The organism is Streptomyces sp. NPDC060027 (genome assembly GCF_042737005.1).
Lineage (GTDB): Bacteria > Actinomycetota > Actinomycetes > Streptomycetales > Streptomycetaceae > Streptomyces.
In genome coordinates, this window is the sequence record NZ_JBHWVI010000197.1 from 1 (window position 1) to 16,888 (window position 16,888).

Annotated in this window: 13 protein-coding genes and 1 pseudogene; 11 read left to right on the forward strand and 3 right to left on the reverse strand. The window is 69.5% G+C overall.

Annotated features, from left to right (window positions below):
• Positions 1-39 precede the first annotated feature (39 nt).
• Together ACFWBT_RS33685 and ACFWBT_RS33690 are read right to left on the reverse strand one after the other, a co-directional pair.
• A pseudogene (locus tag ACFWBT_RS33685) lies at positions 40-458 on the reverse strand (organic hydroperoxide resistance protein).
• A gap of 93 nt (positions 459-551) precedes the next feature.
• Positions 552-1,574: an NADP-dependent oxidoreductase gene (locus tag ACFWBT_RS33690; RefSeq protein WP_385706773.1), complete on the reverse strand. Its 1,023-nt coding sequence runs from the start codon at positions 1,572-1,574 to the stop codon at positions 552-554.
• 109 nt (positions 1,575-1,683) lie between these two features.
• Here ACFWBT_RS33690 and ACFWBT_RS33695 point away from each other — a divergent pair, with 109 nt between their 5' ends.
• Entirely contained in the window at positions 1,684-2,133 is a 450-nt protein-coding gene (locus ACFWBT_RS33695; RefSeq protein ID WP_385706774.1) for a MarR family winged helix-turn-helix transcriptional regulator, read from the forward strand.
• Positions 2,134-2,765: 632 nt separating this feature from the next.
• Here ACFWBT_RS33695 and ACFWBT_RS33700 read toward each other — a convergent pair.
• Positions 2,766-3,548: a hypothetical protein gene (locus tag ACFWBT_RS33700; RefSeq protein WP_385706775.1), complete on the reverse strand. Its 783-nt coding sequence runs from the start codon at positions 3,546-3,548 to the stop codon at positions 2,766-2,768.
• Positions 3,549-3,801: 253 nt separating this feature from the next.
• On the opposite strand from ACFWBT_RS33700, the gene ACFWBT_RS33705 reads away from it, so the two are divergent.
• The 10 genes from ACFWBT_RS33705 to ACFWBT_RS33750 all read left to right on the forward strand — a co-directional run bounded on the left by ACFWBT_RS33705 (position 3,802) and on the right by ACFWBT_RS33750 (position 16,837).
• Positions 3,802-4,959, forward strand: a complete 1,158-nt coding sequence (locus ACFWBT_RS33705; RefSeq protein WP_385706776.1) for a mandelate racemase/muconate lactonizing enzyme family protein — start codon at positions 3,802-3,804, stop codon at positions 4,957-4,959.
• Complete coding sequence (locus ACFWBT_RS33710) at positions 4,956-5,960, forward strand: zinc-binding dehydrogenase (protein ID WP_385706777.1); 1,005 nt, start codon at positions 4,956-4,958, stop codon at positions 5,958-5,960. Before ACFWBT_RS33705 ends, ACFWBT_RS33710 begins: the two co-directional genes overlap by 4 nt.
• 121 nt (positions 5,961-6,081) lie before the next feature.
• A complete protein-coding gene (locus ACFWBT_RS33715) occupies positions 6,082-7,050 on the forward strand; it encodes a hypothetical protein (RefSeq protein ID WP_385706778.1) in 969 nt (322 codons plus the stop codon).
• Between the two features lie 142 nt (positions 7,051-7,192).
• The gene (chvE, locus tag ACFWBT_RS33720; protein WP_385706779.1) at positions 7,193-8,305 is read left to right on the forward strand and encodes a multiple monosaccharide ABC transporter substrate-binding protein; all 1,113 of its coding nucleotides are present in this window, start codon (positions 7,193-7,195) and stop codon (positions 8,303-8,305) included.
• Between the two features lie 32 nt (positions 8,306-8,337).
• Positions 8,338-9,888 (forward strand): multiple monosaccharide ABC transporter ATP-binding protein, encoded by a 1,551-nt coding sequence (mmsA, locus tag ACFWBT_RS33725; RefSeq protein ID WP_385706780.1) that lies wholly within the window; start codon positions 8,338-8,340, stop codon positions 9,886-9,888.
• Positions 9,885-11,129, forward strand: a complete 1,245-nt coding sequence (mmsB, locus tag ACFWBT_RS33730; RefSeq protein ID WP_385706781.1) for a multiple monosaccharide ABC transporter permease — start codon at positions 9,885-9,887, stop codon at positions 11,127-11,129. The genes mmsA and mmsB overlap by 4 nt, the downstream gene beginning before the upstream one ends.
• 63 nt (positions 11,130-11,192) lie before the next feature.
• Positions 11,193-12,329 carry an aldose epimerase family protein gene (locus ACFWBT_RS33735; RefSeq protein ID WP_385706784.1) on the forward strand — a complete coding sequence of 379 codons (1,137 nt, stop codon included), beginning with the start codon at positions 11,193-11,195 and terminating at the stop codon, positions 12,327-12,329.
• Positions 12,330-12,510: 181 nt separating this feature from the next.
• Positions 12,511-14,199 carry a pyridoxal phosphate-dependent aminotransferase gene (locus ACFWBT_RS33740; RefSeq protein ID WP_385706782.1) on the forward strand — a complete coding sequence of 563 codons (1,689 nt, stop codon included), beginning with the start codon at positions 12,511-12,513 and terminating at the stop codon, positions 14,197-14,199.
• A 523-nt stretch (positions 14,200-14,722) separates the two neighbouring features.
• Positions 14,723-15,961 carry an extracellular solute-binding protein gene (locus tag ACFWBT_RS33745; protein WP_385706785.1) on the forward strand — a complete coding sequence of 413 codons (1,239 nt, stop codon included), beginning with the start codon at positions 14,723-14,725 and terminating at the stop codon, positions 15,959-15,961.
• Between the two features lie 126 nt (positions 15,962-16,087).
• The gene (locus ACFWBT_RS33750; RefSeq protein ID WP_385706783.1) at positions 16,088-16,837 is read left to right on the forward strand and encodes an intradiol ring-cleavage dioxygenase; all 750 of its coding nucleotides are present in this window, start codon (positions 16,088-16,090) and stop codon (positions 16,835-16,837) included.
• The last annotated feature ends 51 nt before the right edge of the window (positions 16,838-16,888 follow it).

A 16,888-nucleotide genomic window follows, 5' to 3' on the forward strand; every position in this document is an offset into this window, starting at 1 on the left:
GTCCCGGGGTGCGGCCTCCGCCGTGTGCAACGAGCGCCGTCAGGCAAGCGTCACGGTGATGTCGCCGCGGGTCGCCTTCGAGTACGGGCAGACCTGGTGGGCCTTCTCCAGGAGCGCGCGGGCGGTGGTGGCGTCGACGTTCGGGATCACCGCGGAGATCTCGACGACGAGCCCGAAGCCGTCGTCGTTCCTGCCTATGCCGACCTTCGCGGTGACCTTCGAGCCGGAGACGTCGGCGTTCTCCTGGCGTGCGACGACGCCGAGGGCGCCTGGAAGCAGGCGCTGTACCGGGCGGCGAAGAGCTGCTCCGGGTTGGTTCCGGCGCCGCTTCCGCCCATCTCCTCGGGCGGGTTGACGACGACGTCGAGCCTGCCGTCGTCGGTGGCGACCCGGCCGTCGCGGCCGTTCTCGGCGGTGGCGACGGCCGTGTACAGGACGTCGGTCTGCTGGATGGACATACGGTGCGTTCCTCCTTGGTCCGCCGCGACTCGCGCCCACGATCCCGACGACTTCGGAAAGAAGTTACCGTATGCCGGAAGTCCAGCGACAGATCAGAGCTTGACGATCATCTTTCCGATGTTGTCGCCGCGCAGGACGCCGAAGAAAGCCTCCAGGTTGTTCTCGATGCCCTCCACGACCGTCTCGGAGTACTTCAGCTCACCGGAACGGATCCAGCCGCCGACTTCCTGGACGAACTCCTTCTGGAGGTCGTAGTGGTCGCCGACGAGGAGGCCCTGGATCCGGCCGCGGGTCTGGATCAGGCGGGCCAGGTTCTTCGGGCCGGGGACGGGCTCGGTGCTGTTGTAGACGGAGATCATGCCGCAGATCGCGATGCGGCCGTCCCGGTTCAGCAAGCCGATGGCCGCCTCCAGGTGGTCGCCGCCCACGTTGTCGAAGTAGACGTCGACGCCGTCGGGGGCGGCCTCGCGCAGCTGCTGGGAGACCGGGCCGTTCTTGTAGTTGAAGGCGGCGTCGAAGCCGTACTCCTCCACGAGCAGCTTGACCTTCTCGTCGGACCCCGCGGAGCCGATGACGCGCGAGGCACCCTTGAGCCGGGCGATCTGGCCCACCTGGCTGCCGACGGCACCGGCGGCGCCGGACACGAAGACGGAGTCGCCCTCCTTGAAGGAGGCGGTGCGCAGGAGGCCGGCGTAGGCGGTGAGGCCGGTCATGCCGAGGACGCCGAGGTACGTCGACAGCGGCGCGGCCTCCGGGTCCACCTTGACGGCCTGCTTGGCGTCGACGACGGCGTACTCGCGCCAGCCGAAGAAGTGCAGCACGTGGTCGCCGACGTCGACGCCCTCGGCGTTCGAGGCGATGACCTCGCCGACCGCGCCACCCTGCATGGTCTTGCCCAGCTCGAAGGGGGCGACGTAGGACTTGGCGGCGCTCATACGGCCGCGCATGTACGGGTCGACGGACACATAGCTGTTCCGCACCAGGACCTCGCCCGGACCCGGCTGCGGGACCTCGGCCTCGACCAGGGCGAAGTCCGCGGGCTCGGGCCAGCCGACCGGACGGCTGACGAGGTGCCATGCGCGGCCGACGGAGGGAAGCTGGGGGGTCTCGGACATGAGGTGCGCCTTTCACGGTGACCGGCGAGCGGCTCTAATACTTCAGTACCTAAAACAACCATGCGCCTGAATATTTCATGATGTCAAGTAACGCGGTACGCTCGGAGGCATGGCCACCCATAAGAGACCGCGGATCGACCCTTTGACCATGGAGGTCGTCGAGCTGATCGGCACGGTCGTGGCCCGCTACCACGACGAGTACGAGGACGCCGCCGCCGAGCACGCCCTCACCGGTGCGCAGGCGCGGCTGCTGAGCCTGCTCTCGCTGGAGCCGCTGCCGATGCGGCGCCTGGCGCAGCAGCTGAAGTGCGAGCCGTCGAACGTGACGGGGATCGTGGACCGGCTGGAGGCGCGGGGCCTGGTGGAGCGTCGCCCCGACCCGGCGGACCGCCGGGTGAAACTGGCCGCGGCGACGGCCGAGGGGCGCGGCGTCGCCTGCGGCCTGCGCGACTCACTGAACTTCGCCCGCGAACCCCTCGCGGAACTCTCGGACGAGGAACGCCTGACCCTGCGCGACCTGCTGCGCCGCATGCTGGGCACGGACGGCACGGCGGGCTGAGGCCCGCACGGCGGTCGCGCGGCGGGCTGAGGGTCCGCGCGGCGTCAGCACGGCGGTGCGACCGGGGGCCGGCGGCAATGCGCGGCAGACCGGCGCGACAGAGACCGGCGGCGCGGCAGCGGTGCGGCGCGTCGACGCGAAGATGGACCGGCGGTGCGGCAGACCGGCAGCGGACCGGCAGCACACCGGCAGCACACCGGCGGGAACGTCGTGGGTCACCTCCCGGGAGTCAGCGCATCGCAGGGCGGACCGCAGGGCCTCACCGCGCGGAAAACGCAGCACGTCAACGGGCAGGGACCACAGCACATCGCCGCGCGGGACACCCAGCACGTCACCGCGCAGGAACCGTCACCGATCGCGGCGCGGGAAACGGAACCGATCGCGGCTCGGGAAACGGAACGCATCGCGGCGTGGTGGCGCGTTGCGGCTCGTGGTGCGGGGCGGTGGCTCGCAGGGGTGGTCGAGGCTGTCGGCGTCCGGGGACGGCCGCCGCGGTTCACCGATGGGCGGCGGGTGGAATCGCCGGGGATGTCCCGGAACGGGGACCGTCGCGCGACCGCCTCAAGAGCCGGGCGTCGCCCCGCCGTTGCCGTGCCGGGGCCGGTGCGGGTCCCGGTGCACGACGGCGGGCTTCAGCTGCACCACCACAGGAAGCGGTCGCACGTCTCCGACGGTGAGGGGTCCGATCCGGGGGCCGAGGCCGTCGGTGCCGCTGTGGCGGGCGCCGACGTCCGGGGAGGCGAGGAGACCGCCGGGGCCGAGGTGAAGCGGCCCGGGAGCGTGCCCGCGGTCGCCGACTGTTCGCCGCCGGCACTCTCCTCGATCGTCACCGAGGCGGACACGGAGGGGGACGCGGAGGCGGAACCGGAGGGCGACGCCGAGGCGTCGGGCGTACTGCTCGCCGAGGCGCTGGCTCGGTCGGACGGATCCTTCTTCACGTGGGTGGTCGCCTTCGCCGAGGCGGAACCGTCCGGCGACTCACCGTCGGCCACGGTGGGCCCGGGGCCCAACCCGGGTGCGTCGACGCCGAGTTCGGCGAGACTCAGACCGGCGGCCGCGAGGACGAAGCCCACCGCGACGAACAGGGTGCGGCGACGGCGCCGGCGGTGCGCGGCGGCCTTGCGGTCGCGCCGGCTGGTACCGGCCGGAGCGGCCGGGCCCTGCGGGCCGCTCGGGCTCCCGGCGTCCCGGCCGCGACTCCGGCCGCGCCGCCGGGCGGCGGCCCGCCCGGAGCGCTCCTCGTCGTCGTCCTCGGTGTCGTCGTCCCCGCCGTCGTACGCGTCGGCGTCGGCGCCCGCCTCGGGGCGCGCGTCGGCGTCCTCCGCATCCGCGTCGAGTGCTTCGACCGGAGTGCCGCACCCAGGACAGGCGAGGGCGCCGTTGAGGTGCCTGCGGCACACGTGGCAGTAGTCCATGACGCGGGAAGACTAAGTTCGCCGTGGGTAACGTTCCTAGGCGCAGTTGTGAATGTTCTGTGCGGAATCCTAGGTTCCGGTACGACAGATGGAGACACCCCCGAACATTCCCCGCCATCCTGCGCCCATCTCATCGAAACCGTTATGCGCCCGACCCATTGACACTCGCGGCGCCACGTCCTTACTGTCACGCCAGCATTTCGAACGTGTGACGAAATTTCGAACAGAGCTGAAAGCACAGGGGGCATCTGCCGTGCGCATCACGGGAATCACCACACACGTGGTCGGGACACCCTGGCGGAACCTGACCTACGTCCAGGTGCACACCGACGAGGGCATCACCGGGGTCGGCGAGACCCGCATGCTGGGCCACACCGACGCGCTGCTCGGCTATCTGCACGAGGCGCAGGCCAACCATATTCTCGGCTCCGACCCGTTCGCCGTCGAGGACCTGGTCCGCCGGATGAAGTACGGCGACTACGGCCGTGCCGGCGAGATCGTGATGTCCGGCATCGCGGTCATCGAGATGGCCTGCTGGGACATCAAGGGCAAGGCGCTCGGGGTGCCGGTCTGGCAGCTTCTCGGCGGCAAGGTGACCGACAAGGTCAAGGCGTACGCCAACGGGTGGTACACCACCGAACGGACCCCGGAGGCCTACCACAAGGCCGCGCAGGAGGTCGTCGCGCGGGGCTACAAGGCCCTCAAGATCGACCCCTTCGGCACCGGCCACTTCGAGCTCGACCACGAGGCCACCCTCTACTCGGTGTCGCTCATCGAGGCGGTGCGCGACGCGATCGGGCCCGACACCGAGCTGATGCTGGAGATGCACGGCCGCTTCTCGCCGTCCACCGCCGTCCGGCTCGCCCACGAGCTCGCGCCCTTCAAGCCCGCGTGGCTGGAGGAGCCGGTGCCGCCGGAGAACCTCAAGGCGCTGGAGAAGGTGGCAGCCAAGGTCGACATCCCGGTCGCCACGGGTGAACGGATCCATGACCGCATCGAGTTCCGCGAGCTCTTCGAGAGCCAGGCGGTCGACATCATCCAGCCCGACGTCGGCCACATCGGCGGCATCTGGGAGACCCGCAAGCTCGCCGCCACCGCCGAGGCGCACTACGTCCTGGTCGCGCCGCACAACGTCGGCGGCCCGGTGCTGACCGCCGCCTCCCTCCAGGTCGGCTTCACCTCGCCGAACTTCAAGATCCTGGAGCACTTCAACGACTTCGCGGACGCGGAGATCAAGAAGGTCGTGAAGGGCGCCCCGCAGGTCGTCGACGGCTACTTCGAGCTGTCCCACGAGCCCGGTCTCGGCGTCGAGCTGGACGTCGACGCGGCGGCCGAGTTCCCCCAGCAGCAGGCCCGGTTCGACCTGTGGGCCGACGGCTGGGAGCAGCGCAAGCCCAAGGGGGCTCAGTGAGCACCGCGGTCGTCGTCGAGGGTCCTGGCGAGCACCGGCTGACCGCGCACGAGCCGCGGCGGCCGTCGGCGGGCGAGGCGCTCGTGCGGGTGCACGCGGTCGGCATCTGCGGCAGCGACCGCGAGGTCTACCAGGGCAACCGGCCCGAGGGGTACGTCCGCTACCCCCTCACCCCGGGTCACGAGTGGTCCGGGACCGTCGAGGAGGTCGGCGCCGGTGTCCCCGGGACACTGGTCGGCCGCAAGGTCGTCGGTGAGGGCTTCCGCAACTGCCAGGTCTGCGACCGTTGCCACGCGGGTGAGACAACGTTGTGCACGGCCGGGTACGAGGAGACCGGTTTCACCCGGCCCGGCGCGATGGCGAGCACGCTGACGCTCCCGGCGCGACTGCTCCACGTCCTGCCCGACGACGCCGATCTGACCGCCGCCGCCCTGCTCGAACCGGCCGCCTGCATCGCGGCGGCCGCGCTCAAGGCGAACGCGCGGCCCGGTGAGCGCGTGGCCGTGGTGGGCACCGGAACGCTCGGGATGTTCGCCGTGCAGTTCCTGAAGGCGGGTTCCCCGGCCGAGCTGCTCGTGGTGGGCACCCGCCCGGACCGGGCCGCGCTGTCGAAGGACTTCGGCGCCACCGACTTCCGTACCAGGGACCAGGAACTGCCCGCCGACTTCGACGTCGTCATCGAGACCGCCGGGTCCGCGTCCGCCGCGCGCACCGCCGCCTCCCTGCTGCGGCGCGGCGGACGCCTGGTCCTGACGGGGATCCCGGCGCCGGGTGCCGAGGGACTCGACCCGACCGATCTCGTCGTACGGCAGCTGGAGGTGCACACCGTGTTCGGGGCGCCGCCGGAGGCCTGGGCGCACACGGTGCGGGTGTTCGGCGCCGGTCTGCTGAACCCGTCGCCGCTGGTGACGCACGAGCTGCCGCTCTCCGCCTTCCCCGAGGCCATCGAGCTGGTGGGGTCCGGTGATCCCAAGGTCGGAAAGGTCCTGCTGAAGCCGTGACCGCCACCCGAGCCGTACGCCGGTACGGGGATCCCTGACGGCTCCGTACCGGCGTACTCCGGGCCCCCGCACACCCATCGCCGCGAACCTTGCCCGAAATATCGAACATGAAGGACAGCTCGTGACCGACGCCTCCCCTACGGCAGCCCGTCGACCCGGTGAGCAGGCACTCGCCGCGCTCGGCCTGGGCGCGCCCGCCCTCTCCCCCGCCGACGCCTCGCCGCACACCTTCCCCGGAGGCGGTCGCTGGCGCACCGAGGTTCCCTCCGTGGAGGGGCCCGAGGCGCTCGCCGTGGTCCTGAAGGAGTCCTCGCGGCTCGACGTGCCGATCCACCGGATCAGTCAGGGCAGCGGCGTCTGGATGCTGACCGACGCCGAGATCACCGAGATGGTCGAGGCCACCGGTGAACGCGACATCGAGCTCTGCCTGTTCACCGGCCCGCGCGGCACCTGGGACATAGGCGCCTCGGTCCGTACCGACTCGCGTGGCGGCGGGCTGCGTGCCCGCGGCCACGACGCCGTGGCCGGCTGTGTCGAGGACGCCGTCCGGGCGACGGAACTGGGCGTCAAGTGCCTGCTCGTCGCGGACGAGGGCGTGCTGTGGACGCTGCACCGGGCACGGGCCACCGGGATCATCCCGGCCGACACCACCCTCAAGGTCTCGGCGCTGATCGGTCCGGTCAATCCGGCCTCGTACGCCGTGTACGAGAACCTCGGCGCCGACTCGGTGAACGTGCCGAGCGATCTGACGCTCGATCACCTCACCGAGATCCGGCGGGTCTCCGCCGCCCCCATGGACATGTACATCGAGGCCCCCGACGATCTCGGCGGGTACGTGCGGATGTACGAGGTCGCCGAGCTGATCAGGCGCGGCGCACCGCTTTATCTGAAGTTCGGGTTGTCCAAGACCCCCGGGATCTACCCGTACGGACACCATCTGCGGGACCTGACCCTGAGCACGGCCCGGGAGAGAGTGCGGCGCGGCCGGCTCGCCCTGGACCTCCTCGCACGGCACGGAGCGGACGGCGACATGGCGCCGCTCGGCAGCCGCCTGCCCGGCGTGCTCACACGGTTCGACACTCCCTCATAACGTTCGCACAAACCCCCTTCACACAAGCCGACACAGTCGCGCACAATCCAACACACCTTCTCAGTCAGCCTTCTCTCCACCCTCCCGGAGCGTTCGAGTTCCGCGAGACCGAGCCCGGTCCAAGACATCAAGGATGATGATCATGCGTAACCGCAGAGCCGCACTCACCGCCATAGCCGGAGCAGCCTCCCTCGCCCTCACCCTGACCGCCTGCGGCCAGAACAGCGACGGCGGCAGCAAGGACAAGTCGGGAGACACCAAGGGAGCCACGATCGGCATCTCGATGCCGACGAAGTCCTCCGAGCGCTGGATCGGCGACGGCAACAACGTGGTCAAGGACCTTGAGGCCAAGGGCTACAAGACCAAGCTCGCGTTCGGTGAGGACGACCCGGACCAGCAGGTCTCGCAGATCGAGAACATGATCACGCAGGGTGTGAAGGCCCTGATCATCGCGGCCATCGACAACAAGTCGATGAACAACGTGCTCCAGCAGGCCGCCGACGCGAAGATCCCGGTCATCTCCTACGACCGCCTGATCCTCGGCACCAAGAACGTCGACTACTACGCGTCCTTCGACAACTCGAAGGTCGGCGAGCTCCAGGGCAACTACATCCTGCAGAAGCTCGGTCTCGCGGACGGCTCCAAGAAGGGCCCGTTCAACGTCGAGCTCTTCGCCGGCTCGAACGACGACAACAACACGAAGTACTTCTTCGGCGGCGCGATGAAGGTCCTGCAGCCGTACATCGACAAGAAGCAGCTCGTCGTCAAGTCCGGCCAGACCGCGCTGAACCAGGTCACCACCCTGCGCTGGGACGGCGGCACCGCCCAGAAGCGCATGGACGACATCCTGACCTCGTCGTACAAGAGCGCCCGGGTCGACGCCGTGCTCTCGCCCTACGACGGCATCTCCATCGGCATCCTGTCCGCGCTGAAGTCGGACGACTACGGCTCCAAGAGCAAGCCGCTGCCGGTCGTCACCGGCCAGGACGCCGAGCTCGCGTCGGTGAAGTCGATCATCGCGGACGAGCAGACGATGACCGTCTACAAGGACACCCGCCAGCTCGCGAAGGTCGCCGGGAACATGGTCGACGCGGCCCTCAAGGGCAAGAAGCCCGAGCTCAACGACACCAAGACCTACGACAACGGCACCAAGGTGATCCCCGCCTACCTGCTGCAGCCGGTCAGCGTCGACAAGAGCAACTACGAGAAGGAGCTCGTCACCACGGGCTACTACAAGGACAGCGACCTCAAGTAACCGCCATCTCCTAGTGATTGGAAGGCACGACCATGGCGGGACCCGTCCTGGAAATGCGCTCGATCGTCAAGACCTTTCCCGGCGTCAAGGCGCTGTCGGACGTCACTCTGACCGTCCAGCAGGGCGAGGTCCACGCCATCTGCGGCGAGAACGGCGCCGGCAAGTCGACCCTCATGAAGGTCCTCTCCGGCGTTCACCCGAGCGGCAGTTACGAGGGGGACATCCTCTTCGAGGGAGAGGTCTGCTCCTTCAAGGACATCAGGGCCAGTGAGCACCACGGCATCGTGATCATCCACCAGGAACTGGCCCTGGTGCCCTACCTCTCCATCGCGGAGAACATCTTCCTCGGCAACGAGCACGCCACGCGCGGGTTCATCAGCTGGACCGAGACGCTGCGCCACGCCGCCGAACTGCTGCGGCGGGTCGGGCTCGACGAGAACCCGCAGACCCGCGTCGCCGACATCGGCGTGGGAAAGCAGCAGCTCGTCGAGATCGCGAAGGCGCTGTCGAAGAAGGTGAAGCTGCTCATCCTGGATGAGCCGACGGCCGCCCTGAACGACGAGGACAGCGGCAAACTCCTCGATCTCATCCTGGAGCTGAAGGCTCAGGGCATCACCTCGATCATCATCTCGCACAAGCTGAACGAGATCGAGCGGGTCGCCGACTCGGTGACCATCCTGCGTGACGGGCGGACGATCGAGACGCTCGACGTGAAGGCCCCGGAGACCACCGAGGACCGGATCATCAGCGGCATGGTCGGCCGCGACCTCGAACACCGCTTCCCGGAGCGGACGCCGCACGAGCCGGAGGCGGGCGCCGCGCCCGCCCTGGAGATCCGCGACTGGACCGTGTTCCACCCGATCGACCAGCAGCGCAAGGTGGTCGACGACGTCTCGATCTCCGTGCGGCGCGGCGAGATCGTCGGCATCGCGGGACTCATGGGCGCAGGCCGCACCGAACTGGCGATGAGCGTCTTCGGGCGCTCCTACGGCCGGTACGCGGGCGGCACGGTGGTCAGGGACGGCAAGGAGATCCGTACCAAGTCCGTGTCCGAAGCGGTCAAGCACGGGATCGCGTACGTCACCGAGGACCGCAAGCACTACGGGCTCAACCTCATCGACACCATCAACCGCAACATCACGCTCAGCGCCCTGAACAAGGTCGCGAAGCGCGGTGTGGTCGACGAGCACGAGGAGCGGCAGGTCTCCGAGGGCTTCCGCACCTCCATGAACATCAAGGCGCCGACCGTCTTCGAGCCGGTGGGCAAGCTGTCCGGCGGCAACCAGCAGAAGGTCGTCCTCAGCAAGTGGATCTTCGCCGGCCCCGAGGTGCTGATCCTCGACGAGCCGACCCGCGGGATCGACGTGGGCGCCAAGTTCGAGATCTACACGGTCATCGACAAGCTGGCGGCCGAGGGCAAGGCGGTCGTCTTCATCTCCTCCGAGCTGCCGGAGCTGCTCGGTATGTGCGACCGCATCTACACGATGGCCGCGGGACGGCTGACGGGTGAGTTCTCGCGGGCGGAGGCCTCGCAGGAAACGCTGATGCGCCAGATGACGAAGGACAAAGAGGTAACCCGATGAGCACGGATGTGACCGCCAAGACGCCGGCCCCGGCGCCGGCCGGCAAGAGCGGCCCGGACACGGGAGAGAACCTGCTTCAGCTGATGCTGAACGGCATGCGCCGCAACATGCGGCAGTACGGCATGCTGTTCGCCCTCGGCCTGATCGTGGTGCTGTTCGCCGTGTGGACCGGCGGCGACCTGCTGCTGCCGCGCAACGTCTCCAACCTGGTGCTGCAGAACAGCTACATCCTGATCCTCGCGATCGGCATGATGCTCGTCATCATCGCGGGCCACATCGACCTGTCGGTCGGCTCGCTGACGGCGTTCGTGGGCGCGGTGGGAGCCGTGCTGATGGTCAACCACGACATACCCTGGCCCATAGCCGTGGTGCTGTGCCTGGCCATGGGCGCCCTGGCGGGAGCGGCGCAGGGCTTCCTCATCGCGTATGCCGGCATACCGTCGTTCATCGTGACCCTGGCGGGCATGCTGACCTTCCGCGGTCTGACCGAGATCTTCCTCGAGGGCCAGACGATCGGCCCGTTCCCCGAGGGCCTGCAGAAGGTCGCCAACAGCTTCCTGCCCGAGGTCGGACCCACCACCAACTACCACAACCTCACGCTGCTGCTCGGCCTCGGCCTGGTCGCGTTCGTGGTGTTCCAGGAGGTCCGCGACCGCAAGCGGCAGCAGGAGTTCTCGCTCGACGTCCTGCCGAGGAACCTCTTCCTGCTCAAGCTCGTCGCGCTGGTCGCCGCCGTGCTCACCGTCACCATGCTGCTCGCCAGCTACAAGGGTGCTCCGGTGGTCCTGCTGATCCTCGGCGTCCTGGTCGCCGGCTTCGGCTACCTGATGCGCAACGCGGTCATCGGCCGGCACATCTACGCGATCGGCGGCAACCTTCCGGCGGCCAAGCTGTCGGGTGTGAAGGACAAGAAGGTCACCTTCCTGGTCTTCCTCAACATGGGCATGCTCGCCGCTCTCGCGGGCCTGGTCTTCGCGGCCCGCTTCAACGCGGCCTCGCCGAAGGCGGGTCTGAACTTCGAACTCGAAGCCATCGCGGCCTCGTTCATCGGCGGTGCGTCGATGAGCGGCGGCGTGGGCACGATCCTCGGCGCGATCATCGGTGGTCTCGTCCTGGGCGTGCTGAACAACGGTATGAACCTCGTCGGCATCGGCAGCGACTATCAGCTGGTCATCAAGGGACTCGTCCTGCTGGCCGCGGTCGGCTTCGACGTGTGGAACAAGCGCAAGGTCGGTTCGTAAGTCAGCCGGGGCCCCCCCCGGCCGCGGGGGCCCACCCACGGGGACGAGCCGCCCAAGGGAAACATCCAAAGGAACGTCAAAGCAGCCGCGGCGGCCGCGGGATTTAACCCCGCCCCCAACGGCACGGCGCACGCAGCGGGCGGCAGCAAGCCCGTGAGGGAACTCTTCGGCAAGCTCGCCGACGGCACCAAGGTGTACCGGTGGTCGCTGGCGAACGGCGGGACACGACTCAAGGTCCTGTCGTACGGCGGAATCGTCCAGTCCCTGGAGATACCCGACCGGCACGGCAGGCACCGGAACGTCTCGCTGGGCTTCGACACCATCGACGACTACGTCGCCTCCAGCCCGTACTTCGGCGCCCTGATCGGCCGGTACGGCAACCGTATCGCCAAGGGGCAGTTCACCCTGGACGGCAAGAGCCACCAGCTCTCCGTCAACGACGGCGTCAACAGCCTGCACGGCGGTACGAAGGGCTTCGACAAGCACGTCTGGGACGTGGAGGGCTTCACGTCCGGCTCCGACGTCGGACTCGTCCTGCACTACACGAGCATCGACGGCGAGATGGGCTACCCGGGCACGCTCAGGGCGAAGGTCACCTACACCCTGACCCGGCACGGCGACTGGCGCGTCGACTACGAGGCCACCACCGACAAGGCCACCGTCGTCAACCTCACCAGCCACGTCTACTGGAACCTAGCCGGTGAGGGCAGCGGCTCGATCTACGACCACGAGCTGCAGATCGCGGCAGCCCGCTACACCCCCGTCGACTCGGGTCTGATCCCGACCGGTGAACTGGCCAAGGTCGCCGGCACCCCCTTCGACTTCCGCCGGACGAAGACCGTGGGCCGGGACATCCGGGTGGCCCACCAGCAGCTTCTGTACGGCAAGGGCATCGACCACAACTGGGCCCTCGACAAGGGCATCACGTCGAAGCCCCAGCAGGTCGCCACGCTCCGCGACCCCTCCTCCGGCCGCACCCTGCGGATCGCGACGACCGAGCCGGGCCTGCAGTTCTACTCGGGCAACTTCCTGGACGGCACCCTGGTCGGCACCGGCGGTCACATCTACCGCCAGGGCGACGCCCTCTGCCTGGAGACCCAGCACTTCCCGGACTCCCCGAACCATCCGTCGTTCCCGTCGACGGTGCTGCGGCCCGGACAGACGTACCGGACCACCACGGTGCACTCGTTCGGCGCGTGACCGGAACCGTTCGGCGCGTGACCGGGCTTCACAGTCGGTTCACAAAATCCGCACGATTTCGCAGCGGTTGAACAGCGCCACATCCGTATCCGTATGAGAGGGCGGCCCGTGCTCCCCCGCACGGGCCACCCAAAGACGGAGGGCCCGTCCTCCCCAGCGGGCCCGCCCATACGGAGGTTCCATGGCCGGCAATGTCACCTCGCTCTTTCGCGGCACCGCGGCGCACAGCCCGTCGATGGCCGCACTGACGCGGGAGGGCGACGGAGCCGGGCCCGTGGATTTCTGTATTCCGTGCAACCCGTACTTCCCCACCCCCGCGATGTTCGACGAGCTCGCGAGCCGGCTGCGCGAGATCATCACCTACTACCCGAGCAGCGCCGACACGATCACCAGTGAGCTGTGCTCGCTGCTCCAACTCCCGCCGCAGTGCGTCGCGATGGGCAACGGTTCCACCGAACTGATCACATGGATCGATCACTTGCTGGTCCGTGAGTCCCTCGCGATACCCGTCCCCACGTTCGGCCGCTGGACCGACCAGCCGATGGAGACCGGCAAGCGGGTCGACATGTTCCCGCTCCAGGAGTCCACCGGCTTCGCGCTCGACCTCGCCGCGTACGCCAAGTTCATCCGCGCGCGCGGCACCAAGGTCGCCGTCATCTGCAACCCGAACAACCCCGACGGCGGCTTCCTGCCGCGCCAGTCCGTCATCCAGTTCATGGACGCGATGGCCGACCTGGACCTGGTCATCATCGACGAGTCGTTCCTGGAGTTCGCCGACGCCGAGTCCGAGCCGAGCGTGGTCGAGGACGCGGTGATGCGGCCCAACGTCATCGTGCTGCGCAGCCTCGGCAAGAACTTCGGCCTGCACGGCATCCGCTTCGGCTATCTCGTCGCCAACCCCGCCCTGGCCGGCAAGGTCCGCTCGATGCTGCCGAAGTGGAACCTCAACTCCTTCGCGGAGACCGTGGTGTTCATGCTCAAGAACCACGGCGCCGAATACATGGAGAGCCTGCACATGGTCCGCCGCGACCGGCTCGACATGGCCCGCCAGCTCTCCGCGCTGCCCGGCCTGACGATCTACCCCTCGCAGGGCAACTTCCTGTTCGTGCGCCTCCCCGTCGGCGCCGAAGGGACCGTGGTCCGGGACCGGCTGCTCACCGAGCACCGCATCCTGGTCCGCGAGTGCGGCAACAAAGTCGGTTCGTCCAGCCGCTTCCTGAGACTCGTGGTGCGCCCCCAGACGGATGTGCGTCGCCTGGTGTCCGGCCTGGAGCAGGTGCTCTACGGGTCCAGGAGGGGAACCGCCGTACCCGAGCTGAGCCAAGGGACCGGCTACAGCTCGGGTACGGCGGCGGTGGACCGGCTCGTCGGCGCGACCAACGGCGCCGGTATGCAGGGACTGGCCGCCCAGGCCAACGCCTGGCCCGGTCAGCCCGCGCAGGTGCAGGCCGCGCCGGCGCCCGCCCCGCAGCCCATCCTGCCGCCCGCCCAGCCCGCCGCGGCCGCGAGCTACCCCGCTCAGCAGCCCGTGGCGGCCGCGAGCTATTCCGCCCCGCAGCAGCCCGCCGCGGCCCCTGGCTACCCCGCTCCTCCGCAGCCCACCGCCTGGCCTGCCGCGGCCCAGGGCCCGGGTGCGATGCCCGCGCAGATGCCCCCGGCGGCCATGCCCGCCCCGGCCCAGTCGGCGGGTCTCCAGCCGGCCGCCCAGACGGGGATGCCCGGCATGGCCAACGCCGCCTCCCTGGGCGCTCAGGGCGGCCTGACGGCGGCCCAGGTCAGGGGCAGGACCCAGCCGGAGCCACCGCCGCAACCCCAGTCGGACGGCGGCTGGGGAGCCGTGGGCGCGATGCTGTACAACCAGGCCGGTTAGGACCTCTCCGGCCGGTCATGCCGCGGACGCGGGGACTGGCACGCGCACCTGCGGCGCCGTCGCCTTCCTCCGACTTGACCGGACGGACGGGCCCTCGGGCCACTCACATCAGCGGGCGGACACCCGACGACCGGCCACGGGCCGGGCCGCCGGGAACCACCCGTGTCCGACGGCGCGGGCGGGGCGACGGTGAACCCGCGCCCGGCGCCGGAGGATCACCGTGTCCGGCGCCGGGAGGTCCTGGCGCCGGGGACACCGGCACCGGACACGACGTCGGACGGCCGGCGGAACCGAGATCGAGGCGCGGACGCGTTCGCGGTACACGCGTCTCCGCCTCCCCCGGCCCTCCGTCACAGCCCGGTGATGTCGCGCAGGCGCCGACACACCGCCGGAACCAAAACGCAACCGTCGCGGCCCTGTGCGCCGCCCGCCGCCCGGCCTACGATCGACGCTCTTCGTCTACGCGCGTCAAGAATGGCTGGAACAGGGGTTGAGGGCCGTGCGTCGCAGTGCTCGGATCATGATGACGATGATCGCCGCGTTCGGGCTCACGGCGGGCGCGGGCGGCTGCGGCGCGGGGTCGGGGACGGAGGACGCGAAAACCACCACCCTGACCGTCGTCGCGACCAACTACGGCGACAGCGTCCACAAGAACTCGCAGGGCTACTGGGACCGGGTCGGACTCGCCTTCCAGGCCGCCCACCCGGGCGTGCGGGTGGTGACGACGGTCTACCCGGCCGACACCGTGGACGCGAAGGTCGCCGCGCTGGTGAAGCAGGGCAAGGCGCCCGACGTCGTACAGACCGGCAACTTCGCCGAGTACGCGGCCGCCGGGCAGCTGTACTCCGCCGAGGAACTGCTCTCGATCCCCGTCCAGGCCGGGTTCGTACGGAGCCTCGCCGAGGCGGGCGAGGTGGCGGGCACCCAGTACGCGCTGCCGTTCACCGCGAGCACCCGGCTGCTCTACTACAACAAGGACCTGTTCCGGCAGGCCGGCCTCAAACCGCCGACGACCTGGCAGGAACTCCTGGTGGACGCGCGGGCGCTGAAGGCCCAGGGCGTGAAGTACCCGATCGCGCTTCCCCTGGGGCCCGAGGAGGCGGAGGCCGAGACCCTGGGGTGGCTGCTGGCGGGAGAGGGCGGCTACACCAACAGCGGCGGCAGTTACGACCTCACCTCGGACGCCAACGTCGCGACCCTCACCTGGCTCAGGTCGAACCTGGTCGAGCCGGGCCTCACGGGCCCGGTCGCGCCCGGCAGGCTCAACCGCGGCGCGGCGCTGAACGCCTTCATCGACGGCGAGGCCGCCATGGTGAACGCCCCGCTCTCCCTGATGCGGCAGATCGAGGACTCCTCGACGCATGTGTCCTACGGCGCCGTCGCCCTTCCGAGCAGGACCGGCAAGACCGTGCAGACCATGGGCACGGCCGACTGGATCACGGCCTTCAAGCAGGGCGGCCACCGCGAACTGACCGGCACGTTCCTCGACTTCCTGTACGGCGACAAGTACGTCGCCGAGCAGGCCGCCGAGTACCAGCTGCTCCCGGTCACCGAGTCGGTGAGCGCCCGCATGCGCGCCGACGGCCGCCACCGGAAGCTCTGGAACGGCCTCGACGCCCTGGCCAACATGAGCCTGTATCCGCTCTCCGAGACGAGCTGGTCGCGGGTGGCGGCAGCGATCCGGTCGAAGATCGGCGCGTCCGTCGCGCCGGGCGGCGACCCGAGGGCGGTCCTGACGTCGATCGAGCGGACGGCAGGCTGACCGGGGACGGCCACGCAACCTGTCCAACAAGGAACTTGACGTCCTGTCACTTTACGGAACTGACAGCCGACCGACAGCATCCACTTCTACGGTGCCGTGTCCATGACAGATTCCCCCTCGAAAGACATGTCAGAGGCGCCTGTCGGGCGCCGCACCGTCCTGATCGCCACGGGCGCCACGGCCGCGGCACTGGCCGTGGGCGCGGCGGCGCCCGCCGCCCCCGGCAACGCCGTGGCGGACGCGACCCCCGCCGCGGCGGCCGTCTGCACCCTCACCAAGGAGATGACCGAAGGCCCCTACTACCTCGACGGACAGCTCGTCCGCGCCGACGTCACCGAAGGCAAGGCGGGCGCCCCGCTGAAGCTGGCGCTCACCGTCGTCGACGACGACACCTGCGCGCCGATCGCCGGCGCCCTCGTGGAGATCTGGCACAGCGACGCACTCGGCGAGTACTCCGGCTTCGTCGGCAACAACGGCCACAGCGAACCCGACGACGGCACGTTCCTGCGCGGCGGCGTCCTGACGAACGCGTCCGGCGTCGCGAACATCACCTCGATCTACCCCGGCTGGTACCGCGGCCGCTGCGTGCACATCCACGTCAAGGTGCACACCGGCGTCACCCTCACCTCCGACGGCTCCTTCACCGGCGGCAGGGAACTCCACACCGGCCAGCTCTTCTTCAACGAGACGATCACCGCGGCGATCGCCAAGGTGTCCCCGTACTCCACCAACAAGGTCACCCGCACGACCCTCGCCCAGGACTCCATCTACGACGACGGAGGCGCCTCCTCCGGCCTCCTCACCCTGACGGCCCTCGGCAGCACCGCCTCCGCCGGATACACCGGCACCCTGACGCTCGGCGTCGAGTCGAGCTGACCCGCTCCTTCCCCCCACGGAGGCCGGGGGCGGCCCGCGACCGCGCGGGCC

What these genes read in the sequence shown, in the direction of transcription:
- ACFWBT_RS33690 (WP_385706773.1), bottom strand. Translation starts at nt 1,574, where the DNA reads ATGTCCGAGACCCCCCAGCTTCCCTCCGTCGGCCGCGCATGGCACCTC.
- ACFWBT_RS33695 (WP_385706774.1), top strand. Translation starts at nt 1,684, where the DNA reads ATGGCCACCCATAAGAGACCGCGGATCGACCCTTTGACCATGGAGGTC.
- ACFWBT_RS33700 (WP_385706775.1), bottom strand. Translation starts at nt 3,548, where the DNA reads ATGGACTACTGCCACGTGTGCCGCAGGCACCTCAACGGCGCCCTCGCC.
- chvE (WP_385706779.1), top strand. Translation starts at nt 7,193, where the DNA reads ATGCGTAACCGCAGAGCCGCACTCACCGCCATAGCCGGAGCAGCCTCC.
- mmsA (WP_385706780.1), top strand. Translation starts at nt 8,338, where the DNA reads ATGGCGGGACCCGTCCTGGAAATGCGCTCGATCGTCAAGACCTTTCCC.
- mmsB (WP_385706781.1), top strand. Translation starts at nt 9,885, where the DNA reads ATGAGCACGGATGTGACCGCCAAGACGCCGGCCCCGGCGCCGGCCGGC.
- ACFWBT_RS33740 (WP_385706782.1), top strand. Translation starts at nt 12,511, where the DNA reads ATGGCCGGCAATGTCACCTCGCTCTTTCGCGGCACCGCGGCGCACAGC.
- ACFWBT_RS33745 (WP_385706785.1), top strand. Translation starts at nt 14,723, where the DNA reads ATGACGATGATCGCCGCGTTCGGGCTCACGGCGGGCGCGGGCGGCTGC.
- ACFWBT_RS33750 (WP_385706783.1), top strand. Translation starts at nt 16,088, where the DNA reads ATGTCAGAGGCGCCTGTCGGGCGCCGCACCGTCCTGATCGCCACGGGC.